Genomic DNA, 14000 nt, shown 5'->3' with positions numbered 1-14000 from the left:
AATTATTAAATAATTTAACATGAAAAGAAATTTTATAAAACAAGCCCGGTTGGTATTGGCGCTTGTAACCATAAGTGCAGCATTTGCAGCATGTAATAAAGATGTATTGAATAAATCGGATTTGAATGGTGTTGACCCGGGTATTTGGGACACCGAATCTGCAACTACGTTATTTTTGAATGCCACCTATGATAGGGTTATGCCCAACTGGCCTACGCCCGGTGGTATACATAATACAAGTGATGAGTTAGGTAATGCTACAGCATCGATATTAAATGGAACCTTAACCGGTACCGGAAACGAGATACCGGATGTTGCCACAGGCAATAACGTAAATACAAGCAATTATTTTTGGATATACCGCTGTAACCTTGCCATAGATGGTATTAACCATGGTGCATTGAGCGCCGATGTTAAAGCTAAGCTTAAAGGCCAGTTCTTTTTTCTGAGGGGCTATATTTACTTTAACTTAGTAAGGATATATGGAGGCATGCCACTTATATTAAAAGTGCAAAGCCCTAATATCGATTCGTTGTACGTACCAAGATCTAAATCAAGTGATTGTATAAAACAAATAACTGCAGATATGGATTCGGCCGCGGCTATGCTACCGGCTACCTGGGCAATAAGTACCGATGGTGGCCGTATAAACAGGGCTACAGCTGCCGCCTACAAAGGCAAAGCATTGCTTTACTGGGCCAGCCCACAATTTAACCCTACCGACATAAGAAGCAGGTGGGATGATGCTTACGCTGCTTGTAAGGCGGCATATAACCAGGCAGTTGCCGATGGTTTTGCTTTGTACCCGAGCTCAAGCGGAGGCTTAGGTAACCTGTGGATTGATGAAACAGCCAATAATAAAGAGCGTATGATGTGGCGTACATTAGATGCCACAACCGTTAACCCTACACATGGTACCAATAATGAGAATATTACACGCCCAATATCAGAAACTACTGGTGGTGGTGGCAGTAACCAACCTACATGGAATTTGGTAACGGCCTTCCCTATGGCCAACGGATTGCAGCCCTACCTTCCCGATGGTACAGTGAATTCTGCTTCGGGTTATGATGCTACGGCATATTGGCTAAATCGCGATCCACGTTTTAACCAAACCATTGCATACAATGGCCAGATATGGAACCTGAGCGGTAAAAGTAACCGTCACGAGTGGACCTATACCGGCTTTTTAGATGACGCGAGTAAAGCTTCGGGAACAGGCTTTTATTGTCGTAAAATCAGCAATCCAACTATCTCGGCTGCTGGGGCAGTATATAACACCAGCACGTCTGGCGGTAGCGGTATGGACTGGATAGAACTTAGGTTTGCCGAAGTGTTATTGAACTACGCCGAAGCGGCAAATGGCGCCGGATTTTTAGCAGAAGCGCAAAATTTGTGTATTGCATTACGTCAGGCCCGCGGATTTACTGCAGCTGCGGCTGGTGGCAATAATTATGGTATGAGTGTAGTAACAAGCAGAGATCTAATGTCAGCTTTCTTATTAAACGAGCGCGAAGTTGAATTTGCTATGGAAGGTAAACGTTACTGGGATTTGCGCCGCACACGCCAGTTTGAAAAATTAACCGGCAAGCAAAGGTTTGGCCTTAGGTTAGCAGTTAATTCGCCGTTTGTGGCTGGTGCTAAACCAACAACCATTGATCCAACTAAAACTTATTTAGATTTTGCTCCCAGTGCCACTACGGTAAGGCTTATTGATACGCTTAACGTATTAACCGATAAACGCAATTATATTAAGTATTTTACGCCAACCATTGTAAGTATCGAGCCATCAACTGCTCCTATTATCAATTACCCAATTAACTATTATTTTTATCCATTGCCATCAAATTTCTTAACATCAAGCCCTTTAGTGCAACAAACTGCAGGCTGGCCGGGTGGTTCGTTTGATCCATTGCAATAAAATAGAAATATATTCAGTTAGTATAAACGTTTGATGTTTTAAACATTATAAAAACAACAAAAATGAAAAAAAGATCCATTATATATTACGTGGCTGCATTGCTTGTAACAATGGCAACAAGTTGCGTTAAGGTTATTGATAAATTTAACAGTAATAACCTAACAGGTCAGTTTAATGCGGCCGGCCCTAAGTATTTAACAGCTGATGTAACCGTTAACGGAAAGGATAGTATCCAGTTTAGCTATACGGGTACTGCTACAAAGCCAATTGCTTATGTACAATTACAAAAGAACGGTACTTTTGTAACCAGCGATTCCATCAAAACCGGCGATAGGATGTCGTTCAGTATAAACAAAAAACTGATTGCTGATACCGCTGCAGGAAGCTATATCTATAAAGTTGTAGCTTACGATGCCAATAGTATTTATATAGGTTCGAGTACTACTATTACGGTTACTACAACGCCTGATTTTTACTACTATACAAACAGAAAACTGTTTGCACCAGATACTACTTCAAAAAGTAACCCTTGTTATATAAACTTAGCTACCGGCACTACCTACAGCTATAACGATGTTACGAGTGGTAACCTTAGCGCAAAGGTTGATCTGGGGTATTTTTTCAATACCGATATTATAAATACGGGCACAGTGGCTGCGCCTGTACTTACACCCGTAGGCCACACTTTTTACGCGCCAAGCTCTACACCAACTGCCAGCCAACGGACGTTTTATGATGTAAGCACATGGACAAAAAATGCCACACAAATATCTATTGCAAGTACACCTACATTTGCCACATTATTATCAGGTGGTGGGCTTAAAACAGGAGCAACGGCTGCTTTAAAAGCAGCTACCAATCTTAGTATGCCTACTTACACACCCGGTGTTGGAGTTCAAAGCCCTGCCTTTAAACCAATAGTGGCCGGTAACATTATCTACTTTAAAACTGCCGCAGGTAAATATGGTGCTATAAACATTATTTATATAAACCAAGGTAATCCTACCCCTAAAACTTATGTGCTTTTTGATTATAAGATACAAAGATAAGCCGGGGTATTTATTGCCTTTAACAAGGTAATATTACAAACAAATAATTAGTGAACGGGGAGGATACTTAAAAGCATTCTCCCCGTTCTATTTTAACAAGCTAGGGTAATTATGATCTTGTTATGGTATATTTGTTTTAGGGAATAGCGCTAATAAAAACTATGTTATTTCTGTATGATATTAACAATTTTGATGTTGCCGGATCAAGGTAATAATGTATGCTTATATAGTAACATACCATGATAATGGTTGAATTTGTAACATCATTGCGACAAAATAGCCATTTAACAACGCAATACCCCTTGTGATAATATTGTATAAAACCATGCGAACATTCTATATGAAATAGCCTTTTATTGATTGCATATTTGAATTAAGATAATTTTCAAACCAGAATTACCTAAGATCTAAATAAAAATAATTTTACCGTTAATGCTAAATGTGAAACAGATAGTTCTATTTCAGAATGCTACACTGTAAACCATTATTAATTAATAAGTAAGGCTAAATTGTAATAATGTTAAACATGAGAAAAATAACACTGCCCATTTTGTTTTCAGCCGCTTTGCTAATCACGCAATCGGCCAAAGCCCAGTATCCGCAAGAACCTAAGGAACTGCATGATGCTGCCGCTGCCATGATGAAGGAAAATCAACGTAAATCTGATTCTGCCTGGGCCGTGGCTTTGCCTAAAATACAATACGATCAAAAACATGGTAAACCATACGTGCCATGGGCAGCACGCCCTACAGATTTGCCACAGGCAAGTATATTAGCATTTCCGGGTGCTGAGGGTGGCGGTGCTTATACCTTCGGTGGTCGTGGCGGGCAAGTGTTGGTAGTAACCAGTCTGGCTGATAGCGGTCCGGGTACCTTGCGCTGGGCATGTGAGCAGGGCGGCGCGCGTATTGTTGTATTTAACGTTGCGGGTATAATCCGTATCAAATCTCCAATTATAGTTAGGGCTCCATACATTTCTATCGAAGGACAAAGTGCTCCGGGTGATGGTGTTTGCGTTGCAGGCGAATCGTTTTGGGTAAATACTCATGATGTGATTATCCGCTACATGCGTTTCCGCCGTGGCGAAACCAATGTGGCACGCAGAGACGATGCTTTAGGTGGTAACCCCGTTGGTAATATTATTGCCGATCACGTATCGGCAAGTTGGGGATTAGACGAAAACTTCTCAATGTATCGCCATATGTATGATCCCGGCGATGGTTCAAAAGAAGAAAAACATGGTACAGCTAACATCACTATTCAAAACTGTATCTATGCCGAAGCTTTGGATTACTGGAATCACTCGTTCGGTAGTACCACAGGTGGCGAAAATAGTTTGTTGACCCGTAATTTATGGGCTGATAATACAGGCCGTAATCCATCTATAGGCTGGAATGGTGTATATAACTTTGTAAATAACGTAGTGTTTAACTGGCACCACCGCTCAATGGATGGAGGCGATTATACCAGCACCTTTAACATTATCAATAACTATTTTAAACCAGGTCCTGTTACACCTAAAAACGAACCCGTTGGGCATCGTATTTTGAAACCGGAATCGGGCAGAAGCAAACTGAAAGAAAAAGTATTTGGCCGTGCGTATGTTAATGGTAACATTATGGAAGGCAATGCCCGGGTAACTAAAGATAATTGGGATGGTGGCGTACAAGTTGAAGGTGAGGGTGGTAAAGAGTTACCTGATGCTGGCCAGTATAAAGATTATATGTATGCAGATCATCCTTTTCAATTGCCACTGGCACCAATAAAGATACTAAGTGCCCAGGATGCTTATAAGTTTGTTATAGCTAATGCTGGTGCAACGTTACCTGTACGTGATGCTGTTGATAAACGAATTACAGAACAAGCCCGTACCGGCAAAATCGAATATAAAGAAATGGTTACAGATACCGATTTCCAGTTCAAGGTTCGTAAACTGCCTAAAGATTCATATAAGTTAGGTATCATTACAGAGCCAAAACAAGTTGGCGGTTACCCTGATTATAAAGGAACTCCATATAAAGATAGTGATAATGATGGTTTACCTGATGCTTACGAAATTGCACATGGTTTAAACCCTAAAAATGCGTCCGATTCGGCTAAACCAGCTAAAAATGGTGGTGGCTATACTAACATTGAAGTATATTTAAATGGGTTGGCCGCTAATGGCGAAAAGCTGATGCCGCCAGTTGTAACTAAATACTAACGGCAAATTGCTATCGCGATATTTAACCTGATTTATATGTTTCCACAATCGAAACTTAATCCATATCTAACAACCTGCTTTTTAGCAGGTTGTTTATTTATAATTTTTCCTGCCAGCGCACAAAAACCTAAAGTAGTTAAGCCGCAGCCTCCGGTTAGAGAAGGTAGGGAGGGTAAGCTGGATTATGCCATAGAATCCAATGGCGATCGCATTCCTGATTTTTCTTATTGTGGTTATATGGCTTCAGAAAAAGCTATTCCAAATGCTGATGTTAAGGTTGTTGTACCTGTTAAAAAGGGCGATGCTACTCTACGCATACAATCTGCTATTGATTATGTATCATCGTTACCAATTGGAAAAGGTGGTTTGCGTGGTGCAGTTTTGTTAGAAAAAGGCAAATACGATGTTTTAGGTAGCTTACTCATCCGCAAATCCGGCGTTGTATTGCGTGGTAGTGGCAACACTTTAGAAGGAACGATTTTAGTTGCCGGAGGAAAAGATCGTGCAACGTTTATCCGCGTATTAGGCGGTAATGATAAAAGTACCGAATCATCGGCTAAAATAGTTAACGCCTACGTTCCGGTTAACGCTACCGAAGTTAAAGTTATTGATGCCGCTAAGTTTAAAGTTGGGGATATGGTGACAGTACACCGCCCAACAACAAAAGCCTGGATAGATAAATTGGGAACAGAAAGTTTTGGCGGAGGCTTATCAGCCTTAGGTTGGAAACCCGGCGACCGTGAAACTAATTGGGATAGGAAAATTGTAGATGTTAAAGGCGATGTAATAGCATTTGATGTACCCTTAACCACAGCCTTAGATAGTACTTATGGCGGTGGAACTATCGCCTCTTATCAATGGCTTGGTCGTATTGAAAACGTAGGTATCGAAAACTTACAAATGCGTTCATATTATGATGAAGCTAAACCCAAAGACGAAGATCACCGCTGGATGGCTATCACAATAGAAAACACAAGCGATGCATGGGTTAGGCAGGTGGTTTTTAAACACTTTGCAGGTTCGGCCGTAAATGTATTAGAAACCTCAAGACGTGTTACTGTTGAAGATTGTAAATCATTAAGCCCAACTTCCGAAATTGGAGGGCAACGCCGCTTTACTTTTACTACTACAGGTCAGCAAACGCTTTTCCAGCGTTGCTATTCTGAATTTGGTTATCATGATTATTCCGTAGGCTTTTGCGCAGCCGGGCCTAATGCATTTGTGCAGTGTAACTCATGGCAATCAGTGGGTTTTAGCGGAGCAATTGATAGCTGGGCATCAGGGGTTTTGTTTGATGTGGTAAATATTGATAACAACCGATTAAGTTACGCAAACCGTGGGCAAGACGGACAAGGAGCGGGATGGAGTGCAGCAAATAGCTTATTTTGGAACTGTACCGCCGCTATAGTGGATTGCCCTAAACCACCAACCGCTCAAAACTGGGCATTTGGTACCTGGGCGCAATTTCAGGGCGATGGCTATTGGGGCGATTCAAATAACAGTATCACCCCACGCAGTTTTTATTACGCGCAATTGAGCGATCGTATCGGTAAAGATAAAGCGATGGAACTGGCACAAATATTTCCGTTAAATACAACTGCTTCAAGCAGTCCATCGGTAGAAGATGCTCAACGATTAATAGAACGTTACAAAAAACCACAAGTAATTTTAACTGATTGGATAGATCAATCTGCTAAAAGAACTCCGATCCCAACATCTACATCAGGAGCTAAAACAATTGACGAGATAGGCATTAAAGTACCTGTAGCGCTTAAAACGGCTGCGCCGATGCAGGTTATTAATGGTTGGGTAGTACGCGGAAATAGTGTTTTAACCGGCAGGCATTATGATTCGCCGTGGTGGAATGGCAGTGTTCACCCTAACGGATTAAGAGAAGCTAAACCATCGGTAACACGCTATGTACCTGGCCGTACCGGCAATGGATTGACGGATGATCTGGATAGTATGACCAATAAAATGGTTAGCCAGCATGTATTAACCTATGAGCATAATTATGCTTTGTGGTATGATCGCCGTCGCGATGATCACGAACGTATCCGCCGGATGGATGGTGATGTATGGCCGCCATTTTATGAGCTTCCATTCGCGCGCAGTGGCGAAAGCAGCGGTTGGGATGGATTAAGTAAATATGACCTTACCAAATATAACCCATGGTATTGGAGCCGTCTGAAAAAGTTTGCCGATCTGGCCGATGAAAAAGGGTTAGTATTAATTCATCAAAATTATTTTCAACATAACATCATAGAGGCAGGTGCGCACTATGCCGATTTCCCGTGGCGTACTGCTAATAACATCAACAATACCAGTTTCCCTGAGCCTGTGCCGTTTGCCGGAGATAAGCGGATATTTATGGCAGAGCAATTTTATAACGAAAAAGATCCTGCTTTAACTAAACTGCACATCGCTTTTGTTCGCCAGTGTTTAGATAATTTTAAAGATAACACGGGTGTTATTCAATTGATAGGTGAGGAGTTTACCGGTCCGCTGCACTTTGTTCAGTTTTGGGTTGATAACATTAAACAATGGGAAACAGACAATAAAAAAACTGAGATCATTGGTTTAAGTACTACCAAGGATGTTCAGGATGCTATTCTGGCAGATCCTGCGCGTGCCTCAGTAATTAACGTGATCGATATTAAGTATTGGCACTACCAGGCCGATGGTAAAACTTATGCCCCGGCAGGCGGACAAAGTTTAGCACCGCGTCAGCATGAGCGTTTGTTAAAACCTAAAGCCTCATCCTTTGAATCAGTTTATCGTGCTGTAAGCGAATACCGTATCAAGTATCCCGATAAAGCAGTAATTTATTCGGATGATGAAAATTCCCCATGGGCGGTATTCATTGGCGGTGGGTCATTGGCCAACATACCGGTTGTTGTTAATCCGCAATTTACGGTCGATGCTTCAGCCATGAATGTCATGGAACTCGACGGTAAGCCACAAGGGCAATATGCTTTAGGTAATCCTGATAAAGGTTACATAGTTTATAATAGTTCATCTGATGCTATTCATTTGAATTTGTCTAATGCAAAAGGTAGTTATACCGTTCGCTGGATAAACCCACGCGATGGCCGGGTGATTAAAGAGGATGGAAATATTAGCGGTGGTAAAGAAACCGAATTAAAGTCGCCAAATGGTGGTGCTGTAATTATGTGGGCATCACGCAAATAAATAGAATATGTATAAAAAGATAGCTTTAATAGTACTTTGCGCTTTTGCTTGTTTCGCCTTTACTTTAGGTGATACTTTTATGGGTGGCAGGCTTAAAATATCACCAAATAAACGATATTTCACTACCGCGGATGGTAAGCCATTTTTTTGGTTAGGCGATACCGGCTGGCTGCTCTTCTCCAAACTAAACCGGGAAGATGCAGAAAAATATCTGGAAGACCGCCGGATAAAGGACTTTAACGTAATACAGGTGATGGTATTACATACCCTTAAAGTAGTTGACGCTTATGGCGACTCTGCCTTAATTAACCAGAATGTAGCCACTCCACGGGTAACTGCGGGTAATACCTTCGGCAATAAAAACGAATATGATTATTGGGATCATGTTGATTATATTGTTGACCTGGCAGCTTCAAAAGGGATTTATATTGCTATGGTACCCGTTTGGGGATCAAATGTTAAAATGAAAGGCGGCGTTAATCAAAAGGATGCCAAATTGTATGCATCGTTTTTAGCCAAACGATATAAAAACCGACCAAACATCATCTGGATGAATGGCGGTGATGTGCCAGGATCCGACTCTATTAAGGTTTGGAAAACTATCGGCAACACGCTGCATCTGTTTGATCCCGAACATATTGCTACATATCACCCACGTGGCCGTACACAATCTTCAAAATGGTTTCATAACGAAAGCTGGTTGAGTTTCAACTGTTTTCAATCAGGTCACCGCGATTATGGTCAGGATACATCTAAAGTTGATTTAAATTATGGCGAGGATAACTGGAAATACGTAAAAGCCGATTATTATAAACTACCAACCAAACCAACACTGGATGCCGAACCATCTTACGAAGGAATCCCACATGGTTTACATGATACAACCTTAGCCAAATGGACCGCTGCTGATGTAAGGCGTTATGCATACTGGTCGGTTTTTGCGGGTGGCTGTGGTTATACTTATGGCGATAACTCCGTAATGCAAATGTTTAAGCCTGGTGAAAAAGGTGGTTCTTATGGGGCTAAAATGCCCTGGTTTGATGCCATTCATGATCCGGGTTCATCGCAAATGCAATACATTAAAAAATTGATGCTTTCACGTTCGTATTTTGATCGCGTGCCCGATCAATCAATCATCGTCGCTGCAAAGCAAGGCAAAAAATATAATTACTTAATAGCAACCCGTGGCGCAGGCTATGCCTTTGTTTATACCTACAATGGCCGCAACGTTGATGTTAATTTCGGTAAGATAACAGGAGCAAAGGTTAAGGCATCGTGGTATGACCCACGTACAGGCGAAACCAAAGTGATCGGCACTTATGCAAATGCCGGAACCAGATCATTCAAGCCAAGCGGCGCAGTAAAGGATGGTAACGATTGGGTGTTGATATTAGATAAAGCGTAATATGAAGAATAGCTGGTTCATCATCGCTTCGGTAGTATTACTTACATCATGCAGTGTGAAAAAGGATATATACCTGTTCACATCATTCCACGAACCAGCTACTGATGGCTTGCGGATGTTGTACAGCTTTGATGCGTACCATTGGAACGATTTGAATCATTCATTCTTAAAACCAATAGTAGGTGATAGCGTAATGCGCGATCCATCAATAGCTCAGGGTAAAGACGGAGTGTTCCATTTTGTGTGGACATGTGCATGGAAAGGTAATAAAGGATTTGGCTATGCGGATTCGAAGGATTTGATCCATTGGTCGGAACAAAGAATCATTAACATAATGGCAGATGAGCCTACCACAGTAAATGTTTGGGCGCCCGAGATTTTTTATGATGATGAAAACGATCAGTTTATTATTGTTTGGGCATCAACTATTCCCGGCCGTTTCCCGGTAGGTACGGAAACCGAAACCAATAACCATCGTTTATATTACACTGTTACTAAAGATTTTAAAACCTTTAGTAAAGAGAAATTATTTTACGATCCGCAATTCAGCGCTATTGATGCTGAAATCATTAAACGAGGCAAAGGCGATTATGTAATGGTTGTAAAAGATAACACACGCCCTAACCGCAATATTAAAGTTGCTTTCGCCACAAACCCATTAGGCCCGTACACTAAAGCATCTGGGCCATTTACCGAGAATTTTACCGAGGGGCCAACAGTTACCAAAGCAGGCGAAAATTACCTAATTTACTTTGATGCTTATCGCGAAAAGATATTTGGCGCTGTATCCACTACCGATTTTAAAACGTTTACCAATATAACCAAACAAGTTACCGTGCCGGTTGGGCATAAGCATGGTACCATTTTTAAAACCACTAAAAAGGTTTTAAATAAACTAAAACAAGAAGCTGGAATTAATTAAATAGTTTCAGACTGGGATTTTAAATTATGAGAGGCATTTGTAATATAACGTTATTGATACTGGCATGCTGTACCTTTGCACAAGCGCAGGATACGGTACATTATAGCGGCAATACCGTAGTTAATGTAGATTATCATCACGGGCAGTTGAGCCCGGCCATAGGGGTGCACAGCACACAGATCTTCCGTGCTAATCGTGAACATCCTGAATGGGCAGAGGGTTTTGGTTTTACCTACAACCACGCCCCAATGCTTACTTATTGGAACAATACTTTTTTTGTAGAGTATTTAAGTGATAAAGTAGGAGAGAGTGTGCCGCCAGGTCAAACACTGGTTGTTACATCCAAAGACGGACAAACCTGGTCGAAACCCGAAGTTGTTTTCCCTCAATATAAGGTGCCGGATGGTACAACCAAACCCGGTATTAACATTGTAGCAAAAGATCTGTATTCGGTAATGCACCAGCGTATGGGTTTTTATCAATCCAAATCAAAACGTTTATTGGTACTGGGTTTTTATGGGATTTGTTTGGAACCGCATGATGACCCTAATGATGGCTTAGGTATTGGCCGCGTTGTGCGCGAGGTTTTACCTAATGGCAAATACGGACAGATCTATTTTATTCATTACAATCCCAAATGGAACGAGCAAAACACATCGTACCCCTTCTATAGAACAAGTAAGGATAAGGGTTTTGTACAAGCTTGTGATGAATTAATGGCAACTCCATTAATGATGATGCAATGGGCCGAAGAGACCGATCGTAAAGACCCGTTGATACCATTACATAAAGAATATAAGGCATTCAATTTTTACCATTTACCCGATGGCAGAACTGTTGGTTTATGGAAAAACGCTTTAACATCCATCAGTAAAGATGAGGGCAAAACATGGGGAGCAGTTACCCGAGCGCCACATTTTGTAAATAGCAACGCCAAAATATGGGGACAAAAAACATCGGACGGGAAATATGCTACAGTTTATAACCCATCAGAATTCAGATGGCCATTAGCTATGTCGGTTAGTAAGGATGGGTTGGATTATACCAACCTGTTGTTGGTTAATGGCGAAATATCGACCATGCGTTATGGTGGCGCTTATAAATCATACGGTCCCCAATATGTACGGGGTATTGAAGAGGGTAACGGCGTGGTTCCCGACGGTAAACTATGGGTAACTTATAGCATGAATAAAGAGGATATTTGGGTGTCGTCGATCCCTGTTCCGGTAACTGATGTGGCCGATGCACATGCTAATGAAGATTTTAACACCATGCCTGCTGGTAAAGAACTGGATAAGTGGAATACGTTTAGTCCGCAATGGGCAAAGGTACAGATAGAAAAGATGATCGATGGTACCAAAGCGCTTGCTTTACACGATGAAGATAAATTTGATTATGCCCGTGCCGAACGTGTGGTGCCAGAGTCAAAAAAATTAATGGTTGATTTCACCATATCTGCCGGGCAAAACAGCAATGGCATGCTGGATATTGAATTTCAAAATGCCAAAGGTGATGCAGCGATCAGATTGACGCTCGATTCAACGGGGGCGTTTGTTGCTAAGGCGGGCTATCGCAATAAAAGCCTTTTAAAAAAATATGAGGTTAACAAAGCCTATCATATCATTTTAAAAATGAATACCGATACCCGCTTTTATACAATAAATATTGATGGGAAAGATTTGTCGCCAAGTTTGTTTTTTGCGCCGATAAACACCGTTAAACGTGTAGTTTTCCGTACCGGTGGTGTACGCAGATTTCCAAATGCTGATACGCCAACAGATCAGGATTATGATCTGCCAAAGGCAGGTGAAAAGGATAAAGCAGCAGTATTCTATATTAAATCGTTTATTACAAAAAGCTTTTAATGAAGATTTTTAAAATACATACAGGCGCGTTATTCCTTGTTTTAATATCAGCTATTACAACCAAGCTGAATGCCCAGGTGGTATTGCCCCGGGTGTTTAGTAGTGACATGGTTTTACAACAACAAAAACCGTTGCCAATTTGGGGCATAGCTGCAGCCGGTGAACAAGTAACGGTAAGTTTTGGCAAGCAGGTAAAGAAAACCAATGCCGATGCATCAGGGAACTGGAAAGTAATACTTGATCCATTAATAGCTTCAGATAAACCGGCTACCATGGTCATCAAAGCTTCTAATACAATAACACTCGATAATATTTTAGTAGGAGAGGTTTGGATATGCTCAGGCCAGTCGAATATGCAATACGAAATGCGTAAGAATAGCAAGGTAAGAAAACCAGATAGCTTGGATAAAAACTCACCTGTTGATGAAATGGACAGGGCGCATGATCCTGCGATCAGGATATTTTGGGTAAATCAAAAGAACCTGAGAACCACTGGTAATTATTTAGCTAAATGGGAATTGGCGCAGGATTCTGCTTTACGTTCCTTTTCGGCAGCGGGCTATTTCTTTGCCAAAAACCTGCATCAGCAACTGCATGTGCCTATTGGTGTAGTTTGCGCGGCTATCAGCGGAAGCGCTATTGAACCGTGGATACCTGAAGGGGCTTATGCACCTATCCCATACTTTCAACACGAAGGTGCTTTTTGGAAAGAGGGTGGCAAGTTTTATCATAGTATGATAGAGCCAATGGCGCCAATGTCTATCCGCGGTTTTTTATGGTACCAGGGCGAAGCCAATATGGTTGAAAGTGTGAGTTATGCCTATAAAATGGAGGCCTTATTTAAATCGTGGAGGAGTTTATGGGGAGATCAAACCCTGCCTTTTTATTATGTACAGATAGCGCCTTATGATTACGGTAAACTGATACCCGGAATATCACCCGAAAAATTACCGGAATTTTGGGAAGTGCAAACCATGGCGCAAGCTATCCCCAATACGGGCATGATCGTAATTACCGATTTGAATGATGATGCGAAAGAACTGCACCCAGGATATAAGTGGGAAGTTGGTAAAAGATTAGCCTTGGTGGCATTAGGAAAAGCCTATGGTAAAAAAGTGATTTACAGCGGCCCAATGTACAAAGCGATGAAAGTTGTGGGCAATAAGATAGAACTGGAATTTACTGATACCGGTAGCGGTTTGATCAGTAAAAACGGTAAACCCTTGGATTGGTTTACCATTGCTGGAAGCAATGGTAAGTTTGTTGATGCCAAGGCTGTTATTGTGGGTAATAAAGTAATTGTATCGTCGCCCGAAGTTAGCGCGCCAACAACGGTGCGTTTTGCATGGAACCAAATGGCGCAACCCAATTTGTTTAATAAAGAAGGCTTGCCTGCCGGGCCATTTCGTACCGATAATCCTTTAAAATTTACGGTTAACTAAT

8 protein-coding genes are annotated in these 14000 nt (G+C 41.5%); all 8 read left to right on the top strand.

What is annotated here, in order from left to right:
- Window positions 1–19: 19 nt before the first annotated feature.
- Window positions 20–1921 (top strand): RagB/SusD family nutrient uptake outer membrane protein, encoded by a 1902-nt coding sequence (locus ABIN91_RS04715; protein WP_348048998.1) that lies wholly within the window; start codon window positions 20–22, stop codon window positions 1919–1921.
- Between the two features lie 62 nt (window positions 1922–1983).
- Window positions 1984–2970, top strand: a complete 987-nt coding sequence (locus tag ABIN91_RS04710; protein WP_348048996.1) for a hypothetical protein — start codon at window positions 1984–1986, stop codon at window positions 2968–2970.
- 526 nt (window positions 2971–3496) lie between these two features.
- A complete protein-coding gene (locus ABIN91_RS04705) occupies window positions 3497–5173 on the top strand; it encodes a polysaccharide lyase (RefSeq protein WP_348048994.1) in 1677 nt (558 codons plus the stop codon).
- 36 nt (window positions 5174–5209) lie between these two features.
- The gene (locus ABIN91_RS04700; protein WP_348048992.1) at window positions 5210–8365 is read left to right on the top strand and encodes a DUF6298 domain-containing protein; all 3156 of its coding nucleotides are present in this window, start codon (window positions 5210–5212) and stop codon (window positions 8363–8365) included.
- Window positions 8366–8372: 7 nt separating this feature from the next.
- Complete coding sequence (locus tag ABIN91_RS04695; protein ID WP_348048990.1) at window positions 8373–9770, top strand: glycoside hydrolase family 140 protein; 1398 nt, start codon at window positions 8373–8375, stop codon at window positions 9768–9770.
- Between the two features lies 1 nt (window position 9771).
- Entirely contained in the window at window positions 9772–10692 is a 921-nt protein-coding gene (locus ABIN91_RS04690; protein ID WP_348048988.1) for a glycoside hydrolase family 43 protein, read from the top strand.
- Between the two features lie 26 nt (window positions 10693–10718).
- On the top strand, window positions 10719–12557 hold the full coding sequence (locus tag ABIN91_RS04685; protein ID WP_348048986.1) for an exo-alpha-sialidase: 1839 nt from the start codon (window positions 10719–10721) through the stop codon (window positions 12555–12557).
- Window positions 12557–13999, top strand: a complete 1443-nt coding sequence (locus ABIN91_RS04680; protein ID WP_348048984.1) for a sialate O-acetylesterase — start codon at window positions 12557–12559, stop codon at window positions 13997–13999. The genes ABIN91_RS04685 and ABIN91_RS04680 overlap by 1 nt, the downstream gene beginning before the upstream one ends.
- Window position 14000: the final 1 nt, after the last annotated feature.

The organism is Mucilaginibacter sp., from assembly GCF_039921305.1.
GTDB lineage: Bacteria > Bacteroidota > Bacteroidia > Sphingobacteriales > Sphingobacteriaceae > Mucilaginibacter.
The sequence above is the reverse complement of the archived record's forward strand: the minus strand, read 5'-3'. Positions and strand labels throughout refer to the sequence as shown.

What these genes read in the sequence shown, in the direction of transcription:
- ABIN91_RS04715 (WP_348048998.1), top strand. Translation starts at nt 20, where the DNA reads ATGAAAAGAAATTTTATAAAACAAGCCCGGTTGGTATTGGCGCTTGTA.
- ABIN91_RS04710 (WP_348048996.1), top strand. Translation starts at nt 1,984, where the DNA reads ATGAAAAAAAGATCCATTATATATTACGTGGCTGCATTGCTTGTAACA.
- ABIN91_RS04705 (WP_348048994.1), top strand. Translation starts at nt 3,497, where the DNA reads ATGAGAAAAATAACACTGCCCATTTTGTTTTCAGCCGCTTTGCTAATC.
- ABIN91_RS04700 (WP_348048992.1), top strand. Translation starts at nt 5,210, where the DNA reads ATGTTTCCACAATCGAAACTTAATCCATATCTAACAACCTGCTTTTTA.
- ABIN91_RS04695 (WP_348048990.1), top strand. Translation starts at nt 8,373, where the DNA reads ATGTATAAAAAGATAGCTTTAATAGTACTTTGCGCTTTTGCTTGTTTC.
- ABIN91_RS04690 (WP_348048988.1), top strand. Translation starts at nt 9,772, where the DNA reads ATGAAGAATAGCTGGTTCATCATCGCTTCGGTAGTATTACTTACATCA.
- ABIN91_RS04685 (WP_348048986.1), top strand. Translation starts at nt 10,719, where the DNA reads ATGAGAGGCATTTGTAATATAACGTTATTGATACTGGCATGCTGTACC.
- ABIN91_RS04680 (WP_348048984.1), top strand. Translation starts at nt 12,557, where the DNA reads ATGAAGATTTTTAAAATACATACAGGCGCGTTATTCCTTGTTTTAATA.